The sequence below is a fragment of the Anatilimnocola floriformis genome (assembly GCF_024256385.1).
GTDB classification, from domain to species: Bacteria; Planctomycetota; Planctomycetia; order Pirellulales; family Pirellulaceae; genus Anatilimnocola; species Anatilimnocola floriformis.
In genome coordinates this window covers 74,302-96,837 of the sequence record NZ_JAMLFW010000001.1, presented here as the reverse complement: position 1 = coordinate 96,837, position 22,536 = coordinate 74,302, and the positions used below count along the sequence as shown (strand labels likewise).

The 22,536-nt window shown below is 59.0% G+C and carries 18 protein-coding genes; 13 read left to right on the top strand and 5 right to left on the bottom strand.

Annotated features, from left to right (window positions below):
* Nucleotides 1–53: 53 nt before the first annotated feature.
* The 3 genes from M9Q49_RS00380 to M9Q49_RS00370 all read left to right on the top strand — a co-directional run bounded on the left by M9Q49_RS00380 (nt 54) and on the right by M9Q49_RS00370 (nt 2,030).
* On the top strand, nt 54–638 hold the full coding sequence (locus M9Q49_RS00380) for a methylated-DNA--[protein]-cysteine S-methyltransferase (RefSeq protein WP_254506558.1): 585 nt from the start codon (nt 54–56) through the stop codon (nt 636–638).
* A 46-nt stretch (nt 639–684) separates the two neighbouring features.
* Nucleotides 685–1,338: a Uma2 family endonuclease gene (locus M9Q49_RS00375; protein WP_254506557.1), complete on the top strand. Its 654-nt coding sequence runs from the start codon at nt 685–687 to the stop codon at nt 1,336–1,338.
* A gap of 83 nt (nt 1,339–1,421) precedes the next feature.
* Entirely contained in the window at nt 1,422–2,030 is a 609-nt protein-coding gene (locus M9Q49_RS00370; RefSeq protein ID WP_254506556.1) for a hypothetical protein, read from the top strand.
* A 92-nt stretch (nt 2,031–2,122) separates the two neighbouring features.
* Here M9Q49_RS00370 and M9Q49_RS00365 read toward each other — a convergent pair whose 3' ends face one another.
* Nucleotides 2,123–4,276, bottom strand: coding sequence for a kelch repeat-containing protein (locus tag M9Q49_RS00365; RefSeq protein ID WP_254506555.1), 2,154 nt, complete (start codon nt 4,274–4,276; stop codon nt 2,123–2,125).
* A gap of 203 nt (nt 4,277–4,479) precedes the next feature.
* Between M9Q49_RS00365 and M9Q49_RS00360 the strand changes: the two genes are divergently transcribed.
* From M9Q49_RS00360 to M9Q49_RS00345, 4 genes are all read left to right on the top strand, one after another.
* On the top strand, nt 4,480–4,863 hold the full coding sequence (locus tag M9Q49_RS00360) for a GlsB/YeaQ/YmgE family stress response membrane protein (RefSeq protein ID WP_254506554.1): 384 nt from the start codon (nt 4,480–4,482) through the stop codon (nt 4,861–4,863).
* A gap of 326 nt (nt 4,864–5,189) precedes the next feature.
* A complete protein-coding gene (locus M9Q49_RS00355; RefSeq protein WP_254506553.1) occupies nt 5,190–6,602 on the top strand; it encodes a hypothetical protein in 1,413 nt (470 codons plus the stop codon).
* A 100-nt stretch (nt 6,603–6,702) separates the two neighbouring features.
* The gene (locus M9Q49_RS00350; protein WP_254506552.1) at nt 6,703–8,139 is read left to right on the top strand and encodes a magnesium chelatase; all 1,437 of its coding nucleotides are present in this window, start codon (nt 6,703–6,705) and stop codon (nt 8,137–8,139) included.
* Nucleotides 8,140–8,170: 31 nt separating this feature from the next.
* Nucleotides 8,171–9,268 carry a hypothetical protein gene (locus M9Q49_RS00345; RefSeq protein ID WP_254506551.1) on the top strand — a complete coding sequence of 366 codons (1,098 nt, stop codon included), beginning with the start codon at nt 8,171–8,173 and terminating at the stop codon, nt 9,266–9,268.
* Nucleotides 9,269–9,303: 35 nt separating this feature from the next.
* Here M9Q49_RS00345 and M9Q49_RS00340 read toward each other — a convergent pair whose 3' ends face one another.
* Entirely contained in the window at nt 9,304–10,404 is a 1,101-nt protein-coding gene (locus M9Q49_RS00340) for a prenyltransferase/squalene oxidase repeat-containing protein (protein WP_254506550.1), read from the bottom strand.
* Nucleotides 10,405–10,552: 148 nt separating this feature from the next.
* Here M9Q49_RS00340 and M9Q49_RS00335 point away from each other — a divergent pair, with 148 nt between their 5' ends.
* From M9Q49_RS00335 to tgt, 5 genes are all read left to right on the top strand, one after another.
* Nucleotides 10,553–11,482 (top strand): endonuclease/exonuclease/phosphatase family protein, encoded by a 930-nt coding sequence (locus M9Q49_RS00335; RefSeq protein WP_254506549.1) that lies wholly within the window; start codon nt 10,553–10,555, stop codon nt 11,480–11,482.
* Between the two features lie 653 nt (nt 11,483–12,135).
* Entirely contained in the window at nt 12,136–12,786 is a 651-nt protein-coding gene (locus tag M9Q49_RS00330; RefSeq protein ID WP_254506548.1) for a MotA/TolQ/ExbB proton channel family protein, read from the top strand.
* Nucleotides 12,787–12,789: 3 nt separating this feature from the next.
* Nucleotides 12,790–13,248 carry an ExbD/TolR family protein gene (locus tag M9Q49_RS00325; RefSeq protein WP_254506547.1) on the top strand — a complete coding sequence of 153 codons (459 nt, stop codon included), beginning with the start codon at nt 12,790–12,792 and terminating at the stop codon, nt 13,246–13,248.
* On the top strand, nt 13,245–13,922 hold the full coding sequence (locus M9Q49_RS00320) for an ExbD/TolR family protein (RefSeq protein WP_254506546.1): 678 nt from the start codon (nt 13,245–13,247) through the stop codon (nt 13,920–13,922). The genes M9Q49_RS00325 and M9Q49_RS00320 overlap by 4 nt, the downstream gene beginning before the upstream one ends.
* A gap of 86 nt (nt 13,923–14,008) precedes the next feature.
* Nucleotides 14,009–15,139 carry a tRNA guanosine(34) transglycosylase Tgt gene (gene tgt, locus M9Q49_RS00315; RefSeq protein ID WP_254506545.1) on the top strand — a complete coding sequence of 377 codons (1,131 nt, stop codon included), beginning with the start codon at nt 14,009–14,011 and terminating at the stop codon, nt 15,137–15,139.
* A 237-nt stretch (nt 15,140–15,376) separates the two neighbouring features.
* Here the strand turns inward: tgt and M9Q49_RS00310 are convergent, their stop codons facing one another.
* The 3 genes from M9Q49_RS00310 to M9Q49_RS00300 form a co-directional block, all read right to left on the bottom strand.
* Nucleotides 15,377–18,640, bottom strand: a complete 3,264-nt coding sequence (locus M9Q49_RS00310) for an efflux RND transporter permease subunit (protein ID WP_254506544.1) — start codon at nt 18,638–18,640, stop codon at nt 15,377–15,379.
* A 145-nt stretch (nt 18,641–18,785) separates the two neighbouring features.
* On the bottom strand, nt 18,786–20,132 hold the full coding sequence (locus M9Q49_RS00305) for an efflux RND transporter periplasmic adaptor subunit (RefSeq protein WP_254506543.1): 1,347 nt from the start codon (nt 20,130–20,132) through the stop codon (nt 18,786–18,788).
* Between the two features lie 70 nt (nt 20,133–20,202).
* Entirely contained in the window at nt 20,203–20,829 is a 627-nt protein-coding gene (locus tag M9Q49_RS00300; protein WP_254506542.1) for a TetR/AcrR family transcriptional regulator, read from the bottom strand.
* Nucleotides 20,830–21,081: 252 nt separating this feature from the next.
* On the opposite strand from M9Q49_RS00300, the gene rimO reads away from it, so the two are divergent.
* Entirely contained in the window at nt 21,082–22,524 is a 1,443-nt protein-coding gene (rimO, locus tag M9Q49_RS00295; RefSeq protein WP_254506541.1) for a 30S ribosomal protein S12 methylthiotransferase RimO, read from the top strand.
* Nucleotides 22,525–22,536 lie beyond the last annotated feature (12 nt).

The following is a 22,536-nucleotide window of genomic DNA, read 5'->3' as shown; positions in this document are numbered from 1 at the left end:
TGGCGATATAGTGAACTGAACCCGCAAGATTCCCGCACGCTCGTGGAGCAACCATGCCGCAACTCAAATCGCTTCGCCGTCAGAAATCTGCTCGCCGCAAATCGACACCTCATAAGGCGGTGGTTAGTGAGTACCAGTGCGCGGTGTTCGATTCCGAGGTCGGCTGGATTGTGGTGGAGTGGCAAGGCGACAAGATTACCCTGATTTCGTTCGGCCATGATTCGCCCGCCGCCGCGGCGCAACGTTCACAGGCCGAGCCCGTCGATGGGTCTGAGACTCCAACTTGGGTCGCCCGGTTTATTGCGAAGCTGAAAAAATTCGCCGTCGGCAAAGTGGTCGATTGGAGCGACGCGCCGCTCGACTTCGGCGCGCAATCGGCTTTTCAAAAGAAGGTGCAACGGGCGGTCCTGCGCATCCCCCGTGGCGAGATCCGCAGCTATGGCGAAATCGCCGCCGCGGCTGGTTCGCCCGGCGCCGCCCGCGCGGTCGGCAGCGTGATGCGCATGAACCGCTTTCCGTTGGTCATCCCTTGCCATCGCGTGGTCGCCTCCGGCGGCAAGGTGGGCGGATATTCCTGCCCCTCGGGCATCGAGATGAAAGAGAAGCTGCTCGCGCTCGAAGGAGTTACGCTGAAGTAGTTCGGCGAAGTTCGCCAGCGGAGATCGGAACGACTACGATAACGATATGTCAATCGACATCACCACCAGGACACCGGAGACGGTGGCCGATCTGCTGGCCGACCTCGGTGATATTCCGCCGAGCCGGATTCTATTGCATCCCGCGCCGGGGACTGCCACCGAAGAGGATGTGCTGCGCCTCGAAGCCGCTCCGCAGAAGCGCTTGTGTGAACTCATCGACGGCGTGCTGGTGGAGAAAGCCATGGGGTTTGCGGAATCGCTGCTGGCGGCGTTTTTGATCAATTACCTGTGGCTGTTCGTGAAGCCGCGAAAACTTGGTGTAGTCCTGAGTTCCGATGGAATGCTGCGAGTTCTGCCAGCGCAGATTCGCATTCCCGATGTTTGTTTTATTTCCTGGGATCGGCTGCCGGGGCGCAAGATTCCAAAAGCTCAGGTGCCGCGGCTGGCTCCCGATCTGGCGATCGAAGTTCTCAGTCCTGGGAACACCAAAAAAGAGATGGAGCGGAAACGCACCGACTACTTTGCCGCCGGCGTGTTGGAATGCTGGGAAGTGCTGATTCCCACGCGCGAGATCATTCAGTATCAAGCCGATGGCAGCATCACACGGTTTGACGAAACGGCCACCATCTCGACTTCGGTACTGCCTGGATTCGAGCTGCCGGTCGCGACACTTTTCGCGGAGCTGGATGAGACCGGTTAAATTTCTCGTTGACTCAGGAAGAAAACTTTTTTGCCTGCCAGTCGTCTTATCCTGGACAAACCTCCTATGGACCCAGGTGATGCATGCACATTGAAGATTCGACGCGGCGGGAATGGCTCGTAGGCTGCGCAGCAGCTGGAATCACCGCGGCCCTGGCGTTGCCAGCAGTCGCCGACGAAGAAACCGAAAAACTTACTGCCCGCCGCCTGAAAATGCTGCGGACCTGTGAATCGTTGACGGCGGCCTTTCGCTATTTCGGCGATCAGGACAAGCCCTTTTATCAAATCACTTATCACCTGGGTGACTTTGCGGCGGCGGGCGATAATTCTTTCGACCGTGTCACGAAGCTCGATCGCGACGCCATGCTCAAGCTTCTCGACGCGTTGGCGAAGGATGGCTTCATTGCTACGGCCGGCGACATCAGCACCAAAGACATCAAGCCCGCCGTCGGCTACAGCCTGACTCTCACTGCGAAGAAAAAAGACGGCGGCGCGGAGTTCAAAGAGCTCGGCTGGCAATCGATCAACGGCAACGGCCACGTCGAACTCTATCGGCCGCTCGGCTGGGATCTAAAGATGATCGAGCGACTAGAAGCCCTGCGACCGGCCCTCGACGGCGAAGCAGCAAAGGACATGGATTTTCTGCTGGGCCGTTTGACGGGGTTGAAACAACAGTGGCAAAAGGGGAAGTGACCACCACGTAGGACGGACCATTGGTCCGTTCCGAAGCGGGAGCACTCGCCCAATTCGCTGAATAGCAGTCCTAGACGGACCAATGGTCTGTCCTACTGATGCCATTCGCCGGTGAATGGTTTGTAAAACTCTTTCCACTCGCGCTCGAACCACACCGGGCTGCTTGGGAAACCCTCCTGGCCGATCGCATCCACGGCGACGACATGATACCGCCGCGTCGCCTTGCCGGCTTCTTCATCGGTGAACGTGAGTTCCTTGATCGGCTTGTCGGTCAAACGCGGGATCGCATCCTTCGCATACCGGCCATCCATTCGGTACACGCGATAGCCCTGCAATTGCTGTTCGCTGCTGGCTTGCCATTTCAAGTGACACTTGGCGCCGTCTTCTTTCGAAAAGAGAAACTGCGGCGCCGATGGAATGGTTAGTACTGCCGAAGATGCTCCTCCTTCGACACCCAGCACGTTCACCGCTCGCACGCGATAGGCATACACGCCAAAGCGATACGGCCTGCCGCTGAGATCGAGGTCTTCAGTCGACACTTTGCGTTGATCGAGCGGCTCACCTTCGACGCTCGTCGGCTTGTTCAAATCGATGGTCTTGTCGCTGAACTTAGCGCTGAGCATCGGCTCTTTCGTCAACCGTTCGAACGGACCCACGCGGCGAATCATGCCGACGCTTGGTGATTCGAGCGGCGGTGTTTGCGACTTCAGTTTCTTCAGCTGATCATCGCTGAGCACTTCGACGGGCGCTCGCTCGATATGATAACCCACAATGTCGCTGCTCTCCTTCCCCGGCATCGACCATTCGAGTTGCACTTCTTGCGGCGATAGAACCGAGACAGATAACTCGTCAGCAATCGGCGGCTGAGTCGCGACGCGAATACTCACTGAGTCGACAATTGAGTTGGTCAGCAGCGCGGTCAGGTAATAGAAGTAGCGCTCGCCCGTTTTCACGGATGGATCGATGAAGGCTCGCTGGTTGCCGTCGACCTGACCCACTTCTTGCCAGCGCAACTTCCAAGGTCGATCGGCCTGACCGCGATGAATCGAGAACCGCGCCGGCTGGCGATCGCCGACCATTTTCCAACTCAAGTGTGCCGCGTCCCGTTTGGTCGACACTTTAAGTTCGGCGAATTGCGTCGCCGATTTGTGCTTGCCCAGATCAGGCGTTGCCGTGCGATAGGCCCAGATCTGCTGTTCGGCCACACCACTGGAATTGCTCGGCCGGTTTTCTAGCAGCGCCACACCGAGTTCCGGCGCAAACATTAATTGCCGTGCGCGACTGCCGGTCGGATCGGGCTCACTGGCGGGTTCGAGTTTCTTCCAACGATTGGCCGCGAGGTCATAACTCCAAGTCGACAGTTGGTGCTTCGCTTTCTCATCTTCGCCGACCGTTTCCTTGATGATCGCCAGCACGGTGCCAGCCGCTGCATCGTAGGTCAGCACTGCGTCGTTCTTATTCGTGGGCGGCATTTCGGGCGGCTGCATGTCGCGCCAGGTGTTCTCGCGCAGATCGTACACCCAGGTGCGCTTGTCGTCGTTGAACTGCGAACCAAACAGCACATGCTGCCGGACTTGATCGTCGTACGCCATGCTGCCGCCGCTGCGAAACTCGGGCTGTTGCTTCGGCTTCATGGCGATCCATTCGTTGGTTTGCGGATCGTAGACCTGCGTCCCTTCGCTGTTTCCCTCGCCGCCAAATAGGACCACGACCTGATGCTCGCGATCCCAACTCGCGCACCGCAGCGGCGATGGATGAGCCGTGGGCAACGGCCTGATCATTCGCCACCGATTCGTCGGCAAGTCGAATGTCCAAATCGAAGCGTTGTTGAGATACACCTCGCGCAGCCATTGCCAGCCGTGGCTCGCGCTGAACGCGGGAAATCGAATGTACTGCCCGCGAATCGGATCAAACACATTCTGCTGCCCGCAGCAAATTCCCGGCGGCTGCAAGTTCGGCTCGTGCAACTGCCACTTAGCCGTCAGCGGATCGAACGACCACATCTCCGAGTTCTGTTCGCCGCCGCCACCCTGATTGTGACCGCCATATCGAATCAAGCGCTGATGCACGGAATCCCAAACGCAGGCTCCTTCATAGCCAAGCCGCGGCGACGGCGGCGTGTTTTTTAGCGGCGTGAGTTTGACCCAAGTGTTTGTTGGAAGATCTTTCAGCGACGGTGGTTCCTGGGCGACAGCAAACGAGCAGCAGAGGAGCCCAAAAACGATTCCAGCGACGCAGTATTTCATCGGTGGGTCTCGGGAGAGGATTAGTGGCAGCCGAGGTATTCTGCACCTGCCAGCAGGCGAATGTCCAACGAAAAGAATCCTGCATGCAGCCCGACGCCGCGCCTGAATACTCCTCCCACTTTCACCCTCCCGCAAAATCATTGCGAAGTTCCTGACCCCTATCGCCGATACAGACAAGGTGACGTAGTAAACGGAGGATTGCCATGGACGGCGACACACTGAAGTTTGCGCAGCAACTGGCGCACGATATTCTCGCTTGGGTCGGCTTCGGCACGATCGTGGGGCTGCTCGCCAAAGCGATCATGCCCGGCAAAGATCCCGGCGGCGCAGTAGCGACACTCGCGATGGGCGTCGGCGGTACCGTGATCGGCCTCGGCGTGCTGGCCTTTTTCTACGAAGGCGGCCGGCAGGTCACACCGATCAGCCCGATCGGCTTCGTGGTGGCCACGGCGGGGGCGTTTATCATTCTGTTCTTCTACAAACTGCTCGGCGGCTACTGGTTCGTCGAAGGCGAAGGGCCGATCAAACGTCGACCCGCTCGCGCAGCCCCGCGGCGTCGCGCTGCGGTTGTTTATGAAGACGATTAAATCGACTCAGCTCTTTCGATAGATCGCCCCTGCCACTGCGGCAGGGGTTTAGCGGCTTCTGCCCTACTCCGCTAGCGTTGCCATCTGTGGCGACGCTTCTCCGCTCCCTCAAGCCAGGGGCTTCTGCAGCGCCGCGCGAATCGCGCCCCCTTCTTTCGCGCTCAATCGATTCTTTTTGCCATGCGCGGCAAGTTTCCCTGCAGCAGTTGCAGCCGTCTGCCGATGCTAGACGCGAGAAGCTTTAACGATTGGGTCGAGCCTGACGACGCTGGCTGATAGCAGCCGGCGACGCAGCAACCCTGCGAGCGATGGGCGGAGCGAAAACCATGGCCAGAACGCGTGCCGGCAAAACGACGGACTCGAAATCGGACAAAGCGGTCGGCGCGAACGGGCAGTCGTCGGAACCAACCGGCTCTGTTTCGCCGCTGCGAATCGATGCGCCGCACGCCGTGCCTGCCGAACAGATTGCCGCCGACCTGATGGCCTCGCTGGCTGAGATGCCGCCCGAGCCTGCGCCGGGGCCACTGCAAGAACTCGCGCTCCGCGAGGAGCAGTTGCAACTGCAAGCCGCCCAGCTCGCGGGCCATTTAAAATCGCGGCTCGCCGAAGTCGATCGCCGCGAATCTCAACTCAACGCTCGCATCGCTCAGCTCGAAGCCGATCTCCGCACCTCCCGTCTCTGGCAGCGCGAACGGGAATACGACTTCCAACAGCGCGAAGCCGAACTTTGCCGTCAGGTCGAAGATCTGCAGCATCGCTCGGCTGAAGTCGCTCGCGGCCAGGAGCAAGTGCAAACCAACGACGAGCGGGCCGATAAGATCGCCACGCGCGAAAACGCGCTGAACGCTCTCGACATGCAACTCCGCCAGCGACGGCAGGAACTCGATCGGCAAAATGCCGCGCTGTCGCACTCGCAATCTCTCTGGCAGTTGCAAAAGACGCACGAAGAAAACACCGCCCGCCAAGAACGCGAACGAGCCGCCGACCTGTGGAACCGCCAGGTCGAAGAGCAACGGCAGCAACTCGAATTTGAAACGGCCGACCGCCGTCGCAAACTGGAAATCGCCGAGCAAAAACTGCACGAGCTGCAACAGCGGCTCGATCAAGAGCGAGTCGACTTCGAACGGCAACGCGTGCAGGGAACAACCCAAATGCAGCGCGAACGTAAGACGCTCGATGAAGCATTGGGCGCCGCCGATCTCGAGATTGTCCATCGTAAACGTGAAGTCGAAAGTCGCGAAACCATCGTCGAACGCCAACGCGTCGCCATGGAACAAATGCGGACCGAGATCGGCCATGTCCACCGGCAGTCGCTCGAAATGCGGCTCATCGCCGAACAACTCTGGGCCCAGATCACCGGCCGCTTGAGCAGTGCCGAAATCACGCGTTCGATCGCGGCGCTGCGGCTGCAACTCAGCCAGCAATTCGAGCAGGAACAGAAGTCGCTGGCGAAGCAAAAAGAGGAACTGCTGCAACTCGCCGAGCGTTTGGAGATGCAGCATCAGCTCATCGCCACCGAGCGGCAGGATGTTCGCAGCTGGGGTGTCGCGCGGCAGTCTGGCATCGAACAGCAAGCCCGCCAACTGGTCGAGCGCGAGCAACAGCTTGAAGCCGAGCACCAGGAACTGCGTACCGCTCGCCAAGCATTGCACGACGATCGCCGTCGTTATGAAGAGGAAATTCGTGAGCTCGCCGCTCAACTGCGCGAAGCCACTCTCGATCCGCAACTGACTGCCTAACGCGGCCAGCCGCACTCGCGCCGCTTCGCCCTTGCCCGGTCTCGTATAATGAACGCACGAGACGACCGAGCAACATTCCGCGCGAAGCGAGCAAGACATAATGACTGAGGCCGCACCGACCCACTCTTCTACCAAGCCGAAAAACCTGCAGGAGCTGCGTGCCAGCGGCTGGGTTTCTAAATCGGTGAAGCGGGAACTGCACGACAATTTTCTCCGGGCCCTGGCCGGCGACGATGATCTCTTTCCTGGCATCGTCGGCTACGAAGACACTGTCATTCCCGAGATCAGCATCGCCCTGCTCGCCAGTCACGACATGCTTTTCCTCGGCGAAAAAGGCCAGGGCAAGAGTCGCATGATGCGGGCCCTCGTCCGCTTTCTCGACGAAGAAATTCCCTACCTCGACATTCCCGGCGTGCCGCTGCATGAAGATCCGTACCATCCGATGACGACGGCGGCGAAGAAGTTTCTGGCGACGCATTCCCCCGAGGAAACGCCTATCTCTTGGTGGAAACGCGAAGATCGTTACGCCGAACGTCTTTCGCCGGGCACGAAGTTCGCCGACATCATCGGCGAAATCGATCCCGCCAAACTGGCCACCGGCGTGAGCATGTCGACCGAAGACGCGCTCCATTTCGGTCTGATTCCGCGCATGCATCGCGGCATCTTCGCGATGAACGAATTGCCCGAGCTCGACGAACTGGTGCAGGTTGGCTTGTTCAATATTCTGGAAGAGCGCGACGTGCAGATTCGCGGCTTTCCAGTTCGCTTTGAGATCGACGTGCTGATTCTCTTCAGCGCGAACCCCTCGACCTATAACCGCAGCGGCAAAGTCATTCCGCAGCTGAAGGATCGCATCGGCAGCGTCATTCACACGCACTATCCGCGCGAGCGCGAGCTGGGCATCAAGATTCTCGAACAGGAAGCCAAGGTCGATCTCGGCGGCGATTATCCGGTCATCGTGCCGTACTTCATGAAAGAGCTGATCGAGCAGATCACCGTGCAAGCTCGCAAGAGTAAGTACATCGATCAAGCGTCAGGCGTGAGCGCTCGCTTCAGCATCGCCAACTACGGCGCGATGATTGCTTCGGCCCGGCAGCGGTCGGTGGTGCTGAAGGAAAAGCCCGCCGTGCCGCGAATCAGCGACCTCGGTCACTTGTACTCATCGTCCCTCGGCAAGCTCGAGCTCGACCTGATGGGGAGCCATCAAATGAGCGAACGGCAAGTTCTCGATGCCGTGATCGCCGAAGCCATTCGCACCGTCTTCACGCAGTACGTCGAAGAGCACGGCTTGCAGGAGATCGCCGAGATCTTCGGCAAGGGCGTGAAGATCGAAGTCGGCGACATGCTGCCGTCGGCGCAATATTCCGAGCGGCTCAAACGCGTGCCCCCCGTGTGGGACAAAGCGTTTGAAGTGAACGCGGCCAGCGATCCCGCCGTCCGCGCGAGTTGCGTCGAGTTCGTTCTCGCCGGCTTGTACGCGCTCGACCGGATCAGCCGGTCGCAGCAGCATGGCCAAATCCGCTACGAGATCGAGTGACATCTGCGGTGCGCGAGGCGAGAATAGTCGCATGTCGCAGCCCATGCCTCTCCGCCGCTGGTTCCCCCGATTTTCTCTGCGCTTGGCGTTTATCATCACTGCGGTCATCGCTGCCATCTTCGGCTACTGGGCTTGGCCTTGGCAGGAAGTTTATTTCGACGCCGAGTTCTTGGGGACCGATATTGATCGTCTTGTGGTTACCAAACACCGCACTCCCTTAGGGTCGCGGATCTACGGACCCGTTCGTGGCTATCGCAATGGCCGACTCGTTGCGGAAGCGACCTATCACAACGGTCGCTTTGAGAAGAGGAGCACGTTCAGCCGCGCTACCGGTCAGATGATCAAAGAGAATCGCTTCGGCGTGGCCGCTGACGAATGGCTTGCGCGCACATACGACGACGCGGGCACGCTGCGTTATGAAGATATCAGGCGCCGGGCAACGCCGACCAATCCCAGCGCGCCGGTTCACTCGACCCGTGAGTTCGACGAAGCCGGCAAGTCGACGAAGGAGTTGCACAAAGATGCGATCGGGAGGATGCAGGGAAAGTTTCTGCAGAATGAGCACCTGGAGCTAACGGAAGGGACCTATCTCGACGACCGCATGGTCGGCTCTTGGAAACTGACCAAAGCCAGGCCGGAGGGTACAGCATCGCAGGAATGGCTCGATACTCAGTGGCATGGCTTGTGGAAGTGGCCTGCCACTGAACTTTGGGAAGCCCACTCATGCGAGTATTGTCACGGCAGGCTGATAGCCATCGACGACCAGCCGATCGATGACACCGCCATGACGGAGTTCCTGCAATGGCTCGACGGTGTGACAAACGTGAAAGGCCCCGTTGTCCATCCATTCGATGCCTGGAACATCCGATATAGCACGAAAAACGATTCGCTGGCGTATGTCGAAATGGAGTCGGGTGGGAAATTTCGCTGGGTGGCGATCAACTATCCACGTGGCGAAGTGAAGGGAGTTCGCAACGCTTTCTTGCGCTGTCAGATCGTTACCCAACCACTGATTTATCAGGCAGGTATTAACCGAATGGCCGGGCAGCTCCTCTATGAAGCAAAGGTGCGCCACGACCTGATCATCGAAGCGGCCGACGGTGCTCTGATTATCACACCGCGGAAATAAATGTTACGAGGAGCAATTGCGCGATCTGGCAGCAATTACTTCTTGCAGTGCGAAAGCGCGAGCAGCACGTAACCTGTGACGAGCGCCGAGTCGCCTTCCATCCAGCGGTTGGTTTCGTTCACCCAGCTGCCGTCCTTTTGTTGGGCGGCGGCGAGTGTTTCGACGAGTTCTTTCCGCCAGTCGTGAGCGACGCCCGCTTCGTCGACAAACTTGTCTTCGCCGAGCGCTTCCAGCGCCTTGGCCATCGTGTTGTAGTAGTAGTAGAGTCCAGCCTGGCCCATGCCCGGGTTGCTCTTCAAGTCGTAGTTCTTCGCCAGCCACTTCTTGGCCGCGACCACGCGAGCATCGTCCTTCTTCACGCCCGCATAGATCATGCTCTTCAGCCCGGCGTAGCTCATCGAAGCATAGCTCCGCAGCGCACCTGTCGATTCATCCACACCGGCCTGACTCGAGCCGCCAGCAGCCGGCGTGTAATAGAAACCACCGTCCGGTTTCTTGGCGGCGAACGGCGTCGTGTTGTGTTCCGTTTCCAGATTCTGGCAGCGGGAAACAAAGATTAAAGCCCGTTTGATGGCTTCGCTGTTTTCGTCGTTGCCCGTGGCCTTCAAAGCATCGAGAAAGAAGCTGGTGTTCGACAAGTCAGGCCGCTTGCTCCGGCCGTAACCCGCGCCGCCAAACTCGACATCGCTGGCCACCTTGCCATCGGTCGCACCCCACTGAATGCTTTTTACAAAGGCATCGCCTTTCTTCAGCAGCGCGTCGTACTTGCCGTTCTTATTCGCCAGGCTGAACGCGAGCAGGCCGAGGGCCGTTTCGTAGTTCTTGTTGTTCGATTCCGGCGCATAAAACCCGCCGTCGGGTTGCACAAAGCCTTCGAGATACTTCAGCGCCTTCGCCACATGCGGATCTTCAGGCGAGCGGCCGTGCTTGAGAATCGCCGCGGTCACCAGCGCGGTGACGGCCGGCCCAGCCTTCGAGTTGTACGAGCCATCGGCAGCTTGCGACTTCGTCGCCAAGAACTCGATGGCCTGCGAGACCATCTGATCGTACGTTTTGGTCTGAGCCTGAACAGAACCGGCCAGCGAACTCGCCGCGACCGTCACGCAGCAAATAACGACGAAAGAACGACGCAACATAACTGATCCTCGTGAAAGAAACGCCGTTGCTATCTGGCGGGCAACAGACAGAATAGAAATTCGACCTCCGATTATCCGCAGGAAACCCGCCAACGGCCAGTAGTCGCCGGCGAGAATCAAGCGTTCCCACTCGTTCACATCGCACCTTATGTTTCGCAACATCTTCGCCATCGCCTGTCTCCTGTCCTTCGTCAGTGTGTCGCATGCCCAACCTGCTGCCGAAACCATCCGCGTCATGAGCTTCAACCTCTGGCACGGCGGCGATGCCGGCAAACAACCACTCGATCAAACCGTCGAAGTCATCAAGCAAGCCCGCGCCGATATCGTCGGTCTGCAAGAGACCACCAGTTTCGCCGCGAGTGGCCCGCGACCCGATCGCTCGGCCGAAATCGCCAAGCGGCTCGGCTGGAATCATCTCGATCAAGGAGGCAACACCGCCATCATCAGCCGCTTCAAAATCGTCACCGCCACGCCGCGCAAATGGGGCGTCCGCCTCGAAACGCCCACTGGCCGCACGCTCTACCACTTCAACGCTCACCTCGCCCACGCGCCGTATCAGCCCTACCAACTCCTCAGCATTCCTTACCACAATGGCCCCTTCCTCAAGACCGCCGAAGAAGCCATCGCCGCGGCCAAATCCGCTCGCGGTGCCCAAGTCGAACGCCTGCTCGCCGAAGTCCGCGACATCGTTTCGGAGAAAACGCCGATCTTTCTCACCGGCGACTTCAACGAACCCTCACACCACGATTGGACCGCCGCTGCCGCCGAACAAAAACTCTGCCCCCTCGCCGTCGAATGGCCCAGCACCCACGCCGTCGTCGCCGCTGGCTTTCGCGATGCGTATCGCACGATCCACGCCGATCCCATCAAAAACCCCGGCCTGACTTGGACCCCGCTTACCAAACCCGCCGACCCCAAAGACCACCACGACCGCATCGACTTCGTCTTCGCCCACGGCGATAAGCTCACCATCAAATCGGCAGAAGTCGTGGGCGAAAACAAAACCACCGCCGACATCATCGTCACGCCCTACCCGTCCGACCATCGCGCCGTGGTCGCTGAAGTGCTCACGAAGTGAACCACCGAGCGAGCAACACCATTCCCTTAGCTTTCCTTCGCGTCCGAACATACAACACTTGTGCTGTTGAAACTCATTCGCTGAAAGCAATTGCCCAGCCATCATTTACGCCAAAAACCGCCATTTTTCCACAACATTTCCACAACACCTGCTTACTACGTTGTTGCTAAGTGTTGCGCACATCCAGGTCGCCACAAGTCACTTGCCCGCATCGGCTTGCCGCGGTCCGCCGCCACGCAACCCTTATTTTTCCCATCCTTCGCGGCCACAACCATTCGTTGTTGTTCCACAACACTTCACTTCCCAGCATCACAGCAACCGCATTCTCTGAGGCTCTTCCTCAAGATCCCGACAACCAAATTGTGAGAGAGCAATGCGCGAACAACGCCAACGCGTACTATACACTTGTCCACTATCGCTGGCCAGCGTTTTTCCACCGACAATCTCCACGCAAATAAATCAAGCACGCGTTCTGCAACCCATAACCAAAAGTAACCTGCAAAATCCCCCTCCATCGGTTCCGTTGGTTGCAAAACTCAACCCCGCCGTTCACAATCAAAAGTCTACCCGGCAGCCGTCGTTTCTTGCGACCGCGTTTCTTGCGAACACTGCCCGGTGTCTGTTGCCGGATTTGATTCTGCTCTGGAGCCGCGATGAATATCAGTGCGATTGCCCCGATCGTTGACAAGTTGTGTTACGTGATGCTCGCGCTCAACTTTCTGTGGGGTTTGTATTGCATCGTCACGGCTTATCGCCGGCTGTCGCAGTTCGGCTTTGCCAACCGCAACGAATACAACGCGTTCATGGACGAACTGCTGGCCAAGCTCAAGAATCGCGAATACGACGAAGCGACCGCCCTCTGCGAAGGAGACATTCGCGCCGTGCCGCAGCTCACTCACCTGGCCCTCACCAATCGCGAGCTCGGCTACGAACACGTGAAGCAGATGGTGACCGAAACGTTGATGGGCGACGTGGTGACCGATTTCGATTACCGCACCGGCTGGGTCGCGGTGGTGATCAAGTCCGGCCCGCTGTTCGGCTTGTTCGGCACGGTGATGGGGATGATGGCGGCGTTCAGCACCATCGGTAGCGGTGCCAAGGTCGAGCCGCACCATATCGCGAAGGATATTTCGATCGCCCTCATCTGCACCGCCCTCGGTCTGCTGACGGCTATTCCGTTCAACTTTCTGCTGGCCTCGATTCAGAACCGCCTCCGCAAATTGCTGGAAGCGACGCAGGCCGGCATGCTGAAAGTCCTGCTCCTGCTCAAACCCAGCAAAGATCCTATGAAGCGGGCGGCTTAGTGCATGTCGCTATTGCCACATAAAAAGCATCATGACGATGCCGAGTTCGACATCACAGCGATGATCGATCTCGTTTTCTTGATGAACATTTACTTCATGTTCTTGTTCATCACCAAGGCGGGCGGAGAGATTCCCGACATGCCGACGGCCATGCATGCTGCGCCGCTCGAGCTCGACGAAACCATGACCATCGTCGTTATGGCCGGCCCCGATCCGAACTTCGTCGCGGTCAAGCTCGAGGGAGTCGAAGGGGAATTTACCGACCCGGGCGTGCAGGAAGACCGCATCAACAAAGCTTCGGATATCGCGCAGGCCGCGAAGAAAACCAAGCTGCTGATCAAAGCTCAAAAAGCCGTTCGCCTGCGCGAGATTCAGCGCATCGTGGGGATCGCCCTGCGGGAAGACATGACGTTGCACGTCGCCGTGATGGAAGCATCGGGCAAGGAGGAGAAGCACGAATGAGCATCTCCTTTGCTTGCCCCCAGTGCCAGAATCCCATCAAAGCAGCCGACGAACATGCCGGCCGCAAAGTCCGCTGCCCAAAGTGCTCGGCAGGCATCCTCGTTCCCGCCGCAACGGCCGCCGCGCCACCAGTTGCCTCGCCGCCGGCTGCGCAGCACGACGATCATCATGAACATGATTTTGACGACCACGATGACGATGAGCATGACGAGGACCACGAAGATCACGGCTTGATGGGGCCGAAGGACAAGCCGCACGAAGACCTCATCGACATGACGCCGATGGTCGACATCGTGTTCTTTCTGCTCATCTTCTTCCTCACCACCTCGATGGCTGCGCTGCAAGCGGTGATGAACCTACCCAATCCGCAGAAGGCCACGGACAAGGGTGGGGGCCGCTCGGTCACCGAAGCCTCGCCAGACAGCGACACGCTGAAGGTGACCATTCAGGATGACGACACGTTCTGGATCGACGACGAGCAGTGCTTCAGCGATCAAGATCTGCGGATGAAAATCCAAGCCGCCGTAGCCGACGCCGGTGGCAAACCGCTGACGCTGGTCGTCATTGCTGCAGCCGACGCCAGCCACGGCGCCGCGATCCGCGTCTTCGATGCCGGCGCTGCTGCCCGCGTCGGCAACATCAGTCTGCTGGTCAGGGAAGATCTCGAAAAGTAGACCACGATTCATCGCCACCGGGCTCGACTCGGTGGTTTACCGGCTTTTGCACCACTCTGGCAGCCTAACGCTCTTTCGTACCTCGCATGACGCGCTTTCACTTCACGCTCCATCACACCGACGCTCATTGCCGCGCCCGCCGCAGCACCTTTCACACGCCGCACGGCCCGGTCGAAATGCCCGCCTTCATGCCGGTCGGCACGCAAGGCACCGTGAAGGGGCTGACCATCGACATGGTGGGCAACACCGGCGCGCAGATGGTTCTCAGCAATACCTATCACCTCGCGCTGCGCCCGACCGAACGCGTGGTGAAGGAACTCGGTGGGCTGCATGGCTTCATGCGCTGGAACGGCCCGATCCTGACCGATAGCGGCGGCTTTCAACTTTTCAGCCTCGCGCAGATGACCAAGATCAGCGAGCAAGCAGCCGTCTTTCGTTCACATATCGACGGCAGTTTGCTCGAGCTGTCGCCGGAGCGAGCGATTCAGATTCAAGAAGACCTCGGCAGCGATGTGGCCATGGTGCTCGACCATGTCATCGCCCTTCCCGCCGAAGACGCCGCCATTCGCGCTGCCTGCGAACGGACCATCCGCTGGGCAGGCCGTTGCCAGGCCGCGGCGAAGCGTCCCGAGCAAGCGCAATTCGCCATCGTGCAAGGCGGCCTCAATCCTGCGTTGCGCATCTGGTGCGCCGAAGAACTCGCCAAGCTCGATTTCCCCGGATATGCGGTCGGCGGCCTGAGCGTCGGCGAAGCGCCGGCCGAAATGTACAAAGTGCTCGACGAAGTTTGTCCGGCGATGCCCGTGAACAAGCCACGCTACCTGATGGGCGTCGGCACGCCCATGGATCTGCTCAACGCGGTTCGTCGCGGCATCGATCTATTCGACTGCGTGCTGCCGACGCGCAACGGCCGCAATGCCACGGCATATACCGATGCTGGCACGCTCAAGCTCCGCAATCTGAAACATCAGCTCGACACGCAACCGGTCGAAGCGGGCTGTCCGTGTCCTTGCTGCCAACACAGCCGCGGCTACATCCGCCACCTCTTCATGGCCGACGAAATGCTCGGGCCGATGCTGCTGAGCGCCCACAACCTCACTTACTTCCAACGCCTGCTCGCCGGCGCCCGCGCCGCGATCGAGCAAGATCGGTTTGTGGAGTACTACGATCAAAAGATCGCCGGTTGGAGCTCATCCCCGCCGAATCCGGCGGAGTGACCATCGTCGTCGTTTTCTCCGAAAACGATGGGCTGAGGTCAACCTGAAACGTGCCAAGGAACGAGCCCCGCGAAGTTCCGGCGGTGGCGAATGGAAGTCGCCTTCGCTCTCAATTCAAACACAGACTCAGCTACCAACTCCACTCGCCAAACGGCCGAAATTCGCGGAGCTCTTTCGGCGGCGCGCGGATTGGTTCACTTCAACCCATCGTTCACGGAGTGAACGACGACAATGACTTCACGCCACGATTGAATTTGTCTTCAGCGCTCTTTGCCTGTCAGGATCGGTGATGACCTGCTGGAAGACCGCCGATGGCGAGGGAACTTCACTCGCATGATGGATCGCGATGCCGTCGATGACGGTTTCAGTGCCGGCTTGCGAAAGTGGATTCGGAATCGGCGAGGTCTGCGGCTGTCCGGCCGGCTTGATTCGCAGGATCCATTTGTTCCACAGCAACACAAAATCATCCCACAGCGAGTAGGCGACTGGGGTGAGAAGCAGCGTGAGGAGCAGCGACAAACTTTGGCCGCCGATGATGACCTTGGCCATGCTCGCGCGGCTGCCGGCGCCGGGGCCCTGGCCCATCGCGACCGGCACCATCGCGGCGACGAGCATGAGTGTGGTCATCAAGATCGGTCGCAAGCGAGTTTGGTTGGCGTCGAGAATGGCTTTGTCGCGCTCGATCCCTTGCGCTCGCAGCACATTGGTGTAGTCGATCTGCAAGATGCCGTTCTTCTTCACGATGCCGAAGAGCATGAACAGGCCGAACATCGCGTAGATATCGAGCGGCGTGCGGAGTAGATACAGTGACAGGAACGCGAACGGCAGCGTGAGCGGCAATGCGAGCAGAATGGTGATCGGATGGACGAAGCTCTCGAACTGGGCCGCGAGCACCATGTACATGAAGAGGAAGCTCAAGCCGAACGCGATGAGGAAGCCGCCGTTCGATTCCTTCATCATCTTCGCCCGGCCGAGGAACTCGTGGTGGTAACCGGCGGGCAGGTTGAGCGACTTCATGTAAGCGTCGATCTCTTCGACGGCTTTGCCGAGGGGCATATCTTCGAGATTGGCAACCACCACCACCTGTCGTTGCCGGCTGTGACGTTCGATCGACGTCGGGCCTTGCGCGTTTTCGAGATGAGCGAGATTCGAGAGTTTCACGAGCCCCGCTTGCGGCGAGGGAACCATCAACGCGTCGATGGTTTCGGGCGCGTCGCGGAACGAGCGATCGGCCCGGACCCAAACATCGTATTGATCGGCTTTCTCTTTGTACTTTCCGATCAGTTCGCCGCCGACGAGCAAGTTCAGCGTCGATGCGATCGTTTCGACCGGCACGTCGAGATTCGACGCACGATCGCGATCGATGTGCACGCGCAGTTCCGGTTTGCGGAGCGACAAGCTGGTGTCGACGTCGACGTACGATCCGCGCGACTTCAGCCAGGCCGCGACCTTGTCGGAGATGACGCGGAGTTCTTCCAGGTCGGTGCCACGAATGTTGAGGTCGACGTCGACTTGCTTGAAGCCGCTCGCCGAGATCGCGCCGACGTCTTGCACGGCAGTGCGGATGTCGGGATAGCGCTGCATCATTTCGCGAGCTTTGCGCATCATGTCGAACTGCGTGTATTCACGCTGACCGACGTCGGGCAGTCGCACATAAATGCTGGCCTGCGTTACGTCACCCTGGCCTTTGCCGACGCGGCCCGTCGTATCGCCGACGATCGTGAAGATGTGCCGCACATCGGGCAGCGTCTTCAGGTCGGTTTCCATTTCTCGCATCAGCTGACCGGCGCGGTCGAGCGAGTAACCTTCGGGCAACGTCATGCTGACTTCGAATTCGCCTTGATCGTCGACTGGCACGAAGTCGAAGCCGACCATGCCCGCAATCGTCGGCGTGCTACATAGGACCGCAACCGAAACGGCCACGATCACCCAGCGATGTTTCAAGGACCAACCGAGAATCCAACGATACGAGCCTTCGATGATCCGCGTAACGATGCCACCCTTGCTCTTGTGATGGCTGTCTTTTTCGAGGACCAAAAACCGCGAGCAGAGCATCGGCGTGAGCGTGAACGACACAAACATGCTCATCAGAATCGAAAAGCCGACCACAAAGCCGAAGCTATTGAAGAAGCGGCCCACCTGCCCTTGCATGAACGCAACCGGCACGAAGATCACGAGGAGTGAGAGCGTCGTGGCGACCACGGCGGTCGCGATTTCGGAAGTCGCCGAGCGTGAGGCAGCGACGGCGTCGCGGCCAAACTCTTCCATGTGGCGGAAAATATTTTCGTGTACCACCACCGCGTCGTCGATGACGATGCCGATGGCAAGAATCAAGCCGAGCATCGTGATGTTATTGAGCGTGTAGCCCATCGCCATCATGAACGCGAACGTCGGCAGCATCGAGGCGGGAATCGCCACCGTGGCGATGATCGTCGTCCGCCAATCGCGAATGAAGAGCAAAATGGTCAAGCTGACGAGCACGGCAGCGAGCACCAAGTGGAACTGCACTTCGTGGATGCTACTCTCGATGAACCGCGACTGATCACGAATCACCGCGTAATTAATATCCGGCGGCAGCATCTCTTTGATCTTGGCGAGTTGATCTTTGATGCTGTGCACCACCGAGACCGTGTTCTGTCCCGATTGTTTTTGCACCACGAGACTTACGGCCGAGTTGCCGTCGAGGCGACTCAGGCCGCGGGGTTCTTCGTAGGAATCCTCGACGCGGCCAACGTCTTTCAAACGAACCGGATAGTCCTTGCGGTCAGCGACAATCAGGTTGGCGAAGTCGGCGACCTTCTCGATGCGGCCCATCGTGCGCAAAACAAGCTCTTGCGAACCTTGGTCGACGCGGCCGCCGGGAACTTCGAGATTTTGCCGCAGCAGTGCGCGGCGAATGTCTTCGGCCGACAGCGAATAGGCGGCCAGCTGATCGACGTTGAGAATGATGTTGATCGCGCGTTGACGACCGCCCACCATCGTCACCGCACCGACGCCGTAGACGGTTTCCAGATTCTCTTTGACTTGTTTCTTGGCGATTTCGGTGACTTCGCGTTCATCGCGTTTGCCGCTGACGGCGATGGTCATGACCGGCGCGGCATCGACGGCAAACTTATCGACGAGCGGAGCATCGGTGCCGGATGGCAGACGATTCAAAATCTGCGAGATCTTGTCGCGCACTTCTTGCGCGGCAACGTCGCCATTCTTCGCGAGCTTGAAGGCGATAACGATTTGCGAAAAGCCTTCCTTGGTCGTCGACTTCAGTTCGTCGATGCCACTGATCGTATTGACGGCTTCTTCGATTTCTTTGGTGACGCTCGATTCCATTTCTTCCACGCCGGCCCCCTTGAGAGTCGTCGTGATGACGACCGTCGGGATGTCGACGTTCGGAAACAGATCGACCCCCAGCTGCGGATAGGCGGCAATCCCCATCACGACTGGCGCGAGGACCAGCATGCAGGTGAAAACCGGCCGGCGGATGCAGAGTTCCCAGACGTTCATGGCGGAGTTGGGTTGGAGGAAGAGACGAAGGGTTGAAGGGACGAAGAGGTTAGAGATGAAGAGATTGGGGAGTACGGGGGAAGAGCATGAAGTGCTGAGCGTTGCTTCAGCTCTTCCTCTCTTCATCCCTTCCTCTCTTTCCCTACTACTCGGTGATCGCTCCGACAGGCGCGATGGTGTGCGGCGATGTTGTGGGCAACAGCGCGGGCGTGACCGCGATCGGCTGACGGATGCTGACGCGCGAACCAGCCGCGAGTTGGGTTTGACCACTGGTGACGACAGCGCCGGTGGTTGGCAGTTCGCCGATGACTTCGACCCAGCCGCCGTCGCGAACACCGAGTTCGACCGGGATTTCGCGAACAGATTCGCCTTCGAGGCAGAAGAGTTTGGTTACGCCAGCAAAGGTCACAAGCGACTCGAGCGGGGCCATCATGGCTTGGTCGGCAGCGCGAGTGAGGATCGAAGCCTTCGCGAAACTGCCGTGCTGCAGGCGATGGTCCGGGTTGGCAACGTGGGCTTCGACTTCGAACGTGCGGTTTTCGGTGTCGATGGTCGGGCTGATCCGCGCGATGCGAGCGTGGAAGACATCGTGCGGATAGGCTTCCACTTTCAGCTCGACCGTTTGACCGATGTGAACTTCGCTGGCGTAGCGCTCGGGGACGGTGGCTTTGAGCTTGAGCGCGTCGTCGATGACGAGTTCGAGCAGAGGCGAACTGCCGATGATGGCGAGTTCACCAGCCGTGGCCATGCGGCGGGCGACGACGTAGCCGCAGCCGGTCAATTTGAGTTCACTCAATGAAGGGAAATCGCTGGGCGGCGTGTAGATGGTTGTTTCGGCAAAGTGACGCTGCGCTGTTTCGAGCACCGACTGCTGGTAGCGAACCGCGGCTTGCGTCGAGCGGATGTCGAGCATGGTTTGCTGCAGGGCGGCTTCTTCGACTTGCAGATCGGTTGTCGCTTGTTCGTATTCCTGATCGGTCACTGCGTTCTTTGCATGCAGCCCACGAAAACGTTCGGCCTTGCGGCGGGCATTGGCCACCACCAGGCGGCCGCGCATCATCGCGGGCATCGATTCGGGATCAAAGCGTTGCTTGGGAATCTCGCTGAGGCCCAGTTTGGCCAGTTCGCGTTCGAGCGCTCGCTGAGCTTCGTCGACGGCGAGTTTGTAATCGAGCTGATTGATTTCGACGAGCTTCGTGCCGGGCTGCACACGATCGCCGACGTCGACGAGCACTTTTTCGAGTCGGCCGGCGACCTTGGCGCTGATTTGGATTTTTTCCAAACCATGCAACGTGCCGACGACGGGAATCCGCCGTTGCACCGCGCGAGATTGCAGATCAGCGACGGTCACGACAACCGGCTTGGCCACGACGTTTTCGGCTTGCGCGTGAGCGTCGGGAGTTTTCTTGCCATGCGAGCCACAGCCGGCAATGGCCACGACGCCGATCGTGAGGAGCGAACCAAAGAACGCAAACCGAGCTTGAGTACTCATAGTTTTCGATTTCATCCAGATGTCATTTCTGGGGAGTCGTTGCGGGCACGTTATTTCTGAGGCATCGTTGTTAAGACACCGCGATTCCGTTCAAAATCAGATCAGCGACTCGGTCGCCACTGGCAGCCATCGCGGGATCGCGCTGGCCGAGAAAATGCACGAGCACAGCGCCGAAGAGCGACTGCTCGATGAAGTCCATCAGGTGCTCGACCGGCAACGGCCGCAGCACGCCCTGGCGAATGAGATCGTTGAACTCATCCCGCCAACGGCAGGTCATTTCGTCATCCTTGCGACCAAAGAAAGTGGGAGACTGGCGATCGCGAAAATGGGCCCGCTCCTGAATCATCAGGTCGACGAACTCCGGGTGCTCGCGAAAGAACTGCAAGAAGGCCACCACGCCGGCCCGCAGTCGGTCCAAAGGTTGCCCCTCGGCCGATTGGTTCACGGCATCTTTCAACCGCCGCAGCCCCAGGTCGGCCGCCGCCAGGAAGAGTTTGTCCTTATTCACAAAGTGGCGATAAACGGTCCCCTTGCCGACGTTGGCCCGGTCAGCAATCTGCTGCACTTCGGTGGCTGCAAAGCCTTGGCGGGCAAAGAGTTCGACCGCAGCCGAGAGGATTTCGTCGGAGCGGCGGAGGAGGGCCTCGTCAGGCCTGTCTTCGACGGAAGGCTTTGAAGCCAAATGAGTTGCGTTCATCAATTCAAGCCAGAAATAAGGGCGGCCGGCGTGATCCGGAATTTCAACAACAGGCCGGACGGACGGGTCCGCCCGGTGCCATTATCATTCAAAAACTGCCCTTTCGCGTCAATGTCAATTCTGTAAGGGCACACCGTTTTGCCATGACCCGCAAGAAAATCCGCGGCGTTTTAGCCCTCCCCGAAGTGGACCGGCAGCCTTAGACTGAAAGATTGCCTGCAAAGCATCTTCCGCCTTGAACCGTTGATTCTCATGTCTGCATCCAAGCCATCGCTCAACAAAGTCCCCGAAGCCGACGCGCCGAAGGGAACGTACTCTTTCGTCAGCCTGGGCTGTCCCAAAAATCTGGTCGACAGCGAGCGGATGCTGGGGCTGCTGAAGATCGACGGCTACAAGCTGGTGAATGAACCCGAGGGAACCGACTTTGTCGTCGTGAACACCTGCGGTTTCATCGAACGGGCCCGCACCGAGTCGTTCACGGCCATCGACGAAATGCTGGAACTGAAGAAGGCTGGCAAGACGAAGGGGGTGATTGTTTCGGGCTGTCTCGCCGAACGGCAGAAGGAAGATCTGCTGACCGAACGTCCGGAGATCGACTACCTGGTCGGCGTGTTTGGTCGCGAAGCGATTACCAAAGTCGCCGATCGATTGGTCGGCAATCTCGAAGAGCAACGGACGGTCTTTCAGCCGGCCCCGATTCGCGCGCTGAGCGATCGCGATCGTCTCCGCATCACGCCGAAGCATTTTGCCTTTTTGAAGATCAGCGAAGGTTGCGACCGCCTCTGCACCTTCTGCGCGATTCCCAAGATGCGCGGCAAGCACGCCAGCAAGCCGATGGACGAAATCATCGCCGAAGCCGAGCAGCTCGCTGCCGACGGCGTGCGCGAGTTGATCGTCGTCGCGCAAGACACCACTTACTACGGCATGGACATTTACGGTGAATCGCGCCTCGCGGAGTTGCTCAAGCGACTCGACGAAGTGCAAGGGCTCGATTGGATTCGCTTGATGTACTTCTATCCGATGTACATCACCGATGAACTGATTGACGTCCTCGCCACCAGCAAGCGAATCATTCCGTACATCGATATCCCACTGCAACACGCCAGCGATCACATGCTCCGCCGCATGGCCCGCCGTGTGACGCGGAAGGATACCGAAGCGCTGCTGAGCAAACTCCGCAGCCGCATTCCGAACCTCACACTGCGAACCACGTTCATCACCGGTTTCCCCGGCGAGACCGATGCCGATTTTGAAGAGCTGATGCAGTTTGCGCAGGAGCAGCACTTCGAGCGGATGGGCGTCTTCACCTATTCCTTTGAACCCGACACGCCGGCTGCCAACTTGCCCGATCACTTGTCGGAAGAATTGAAAGAATCTCGCCGCGCTCGCCTGATGGAAGTGCAACAAGCCCACGCGTTCGCCTGGAATCAGGCTCAACTCGGCAAGACGCTGAACGTGATTCTCGATCAGCCTGTCGAAGGTGAGAAGAACGTCTGGATCGGCCGCAGCCAAGCCGATGCGCCGGATGTCGATGGCCTGGTGTTTGTCACCGGCGATCGGATCAAACTGAAGGTGGGAGATCTCGTGCCGGTGCAAATCGTCGCGGTGCAGGACTACGACCTGGTCGGCTACGCTGCCGATAAGCCACTGAAGCGCGAGCAGCCCGGCCGGATCCTTTCGCTGGCCAAGGCGTAGTTTTCGCCAGCG

Excerpts from the sequence above, each read along its gene's own strand:
- M9Q49_RS00355 (WP_254506553.1), top strand. The coding sequence starts at position 5,190 with ATGGCCAGAACGCGTGCCGGCAAAACGACGGACTCGAAATCGGACAAA.
- M9Q49_RS00370 (WP_254506556.1), top strand. The coding sequence starts at position 1,422 with ATGCACATTGAAGATTCGACGCGGCGGGAATGGCTCGTAGGCTGCGCA.
- M9Q49_RS00340 (WP_254506550.1), bottom strand. The coding sequence starts at position 10,404 with ATGTTGCGTCGTTCTTTCGTCGTTATTTGCTGCGTGACGGTCGCGGCG.
- M9Q49_RS00300 (WP_254506542.1), bottom strand. The coding sequence starts at position 20,829 with ATGAACGCAACTCATTTGGCTTCAAAGCCTTCCGTCGAAGACAGGCCT.
- M9Q49_RS00375 (WP_254506557.1), top strand. The coding sequence starts at position 685 with ATGTCAATCGACATCACCACCAGGACACCGGAGACGGTGGCCGATCTG.
- M9Q49_RS00350 (WP_254506552.1), top strand. The coding sequence starts at position 6,703 with ATGACTGAGGCCGCACCGACCCACTCTTCTACCAAGCCGAAAAACCTG.
- tgt (WP_254506545.1), top strand. The coding sequence starts at position 14,009 with ATGACGCGCTTTCACTTCACGCTCCATCACACCGACGCTCATTGCCGC.
- M9Q49_RS00335 (WP_254506549.1), top strand. The coding sequence starts at position 10,553 with ATGTTTCGCAACATCTTCGCCATCGCCTGTCTCCTGTCCTTCGTCAGT.
- M9Q49_RS00345 (WP_254506551.1), top strand. The coding sequence starts at position 8,171 with ATGTCGCAGCCCATGCCTCTCCGCCGCTGGTTCCCCCGATTTTCTCTG.
- M9Q49_RS00380 (WP_254506558.1), top strand. The coding sequence starts at position 54 with ATGCCGCAACTCAAATCGCTTCGCCGTCAGAAATCTGCTCGCCGCAAA.
- M9Q49_RS00305 (WP_254506543.1), bottom strand. The coding sequence starts at position 20,132 with ATGAGTACTCAAGCTCGGTTTGCGTTCTTTGGTTCGCTCCTCACGATC.
- M9Q49_RS00325 (WP_254506547.1), top strand. The coding sequence starts at position 12,790 with ATGTCGCTATTGCCACATAAAAAGCATCATGACGATGCCGAGTTCGAC.
- rimO (WP_254506541.1), top strand. The coding sequence starts at position 21,082 with ATGTCTGCATCCAAGCCATCGCTCAACAAAGTCCCCGAAGCCGACGCG.
- M9Q49_RS00330 (WP_254506548.1), top strand. The coding sequence starts at position 12,136 with ATGAATATCAGTGCGATTGCCCCGATCGTTGACAAGTTGTGTTACGTG.
- M9Q49_RS00320 (WP_254506546.1), top strand. The coding sequence starts at position 13,245 with ATGAGCATCTCCTTTGCTTGCCCCCAGTGCCAGAATCCCATCAAAGCA.
- M9Q49_RS00310 (WP_254506544.1), bottom strand. The coding sequence starts at position 18,640 with ATGAACGTCTGGGAACTCTGCATCCGCCGGCCGGTTTTCACCTGCATG.
- M9Q49_RS00360 (WP_254506554.1), top strand. The coding sequence starts at position 4,480 with ATGGACGGCGACACACTGAAGTTTGCGCAGCAACTGGCGCACGATATT.
- M9Q49_RS00365 (WP_254506555.1), bottom strand. The coding sequence starts at position 4,276 with ATGAAATACTGCGTCGCTGGAATCGTTTTTGGGCTCCTCTGCTGCTCG.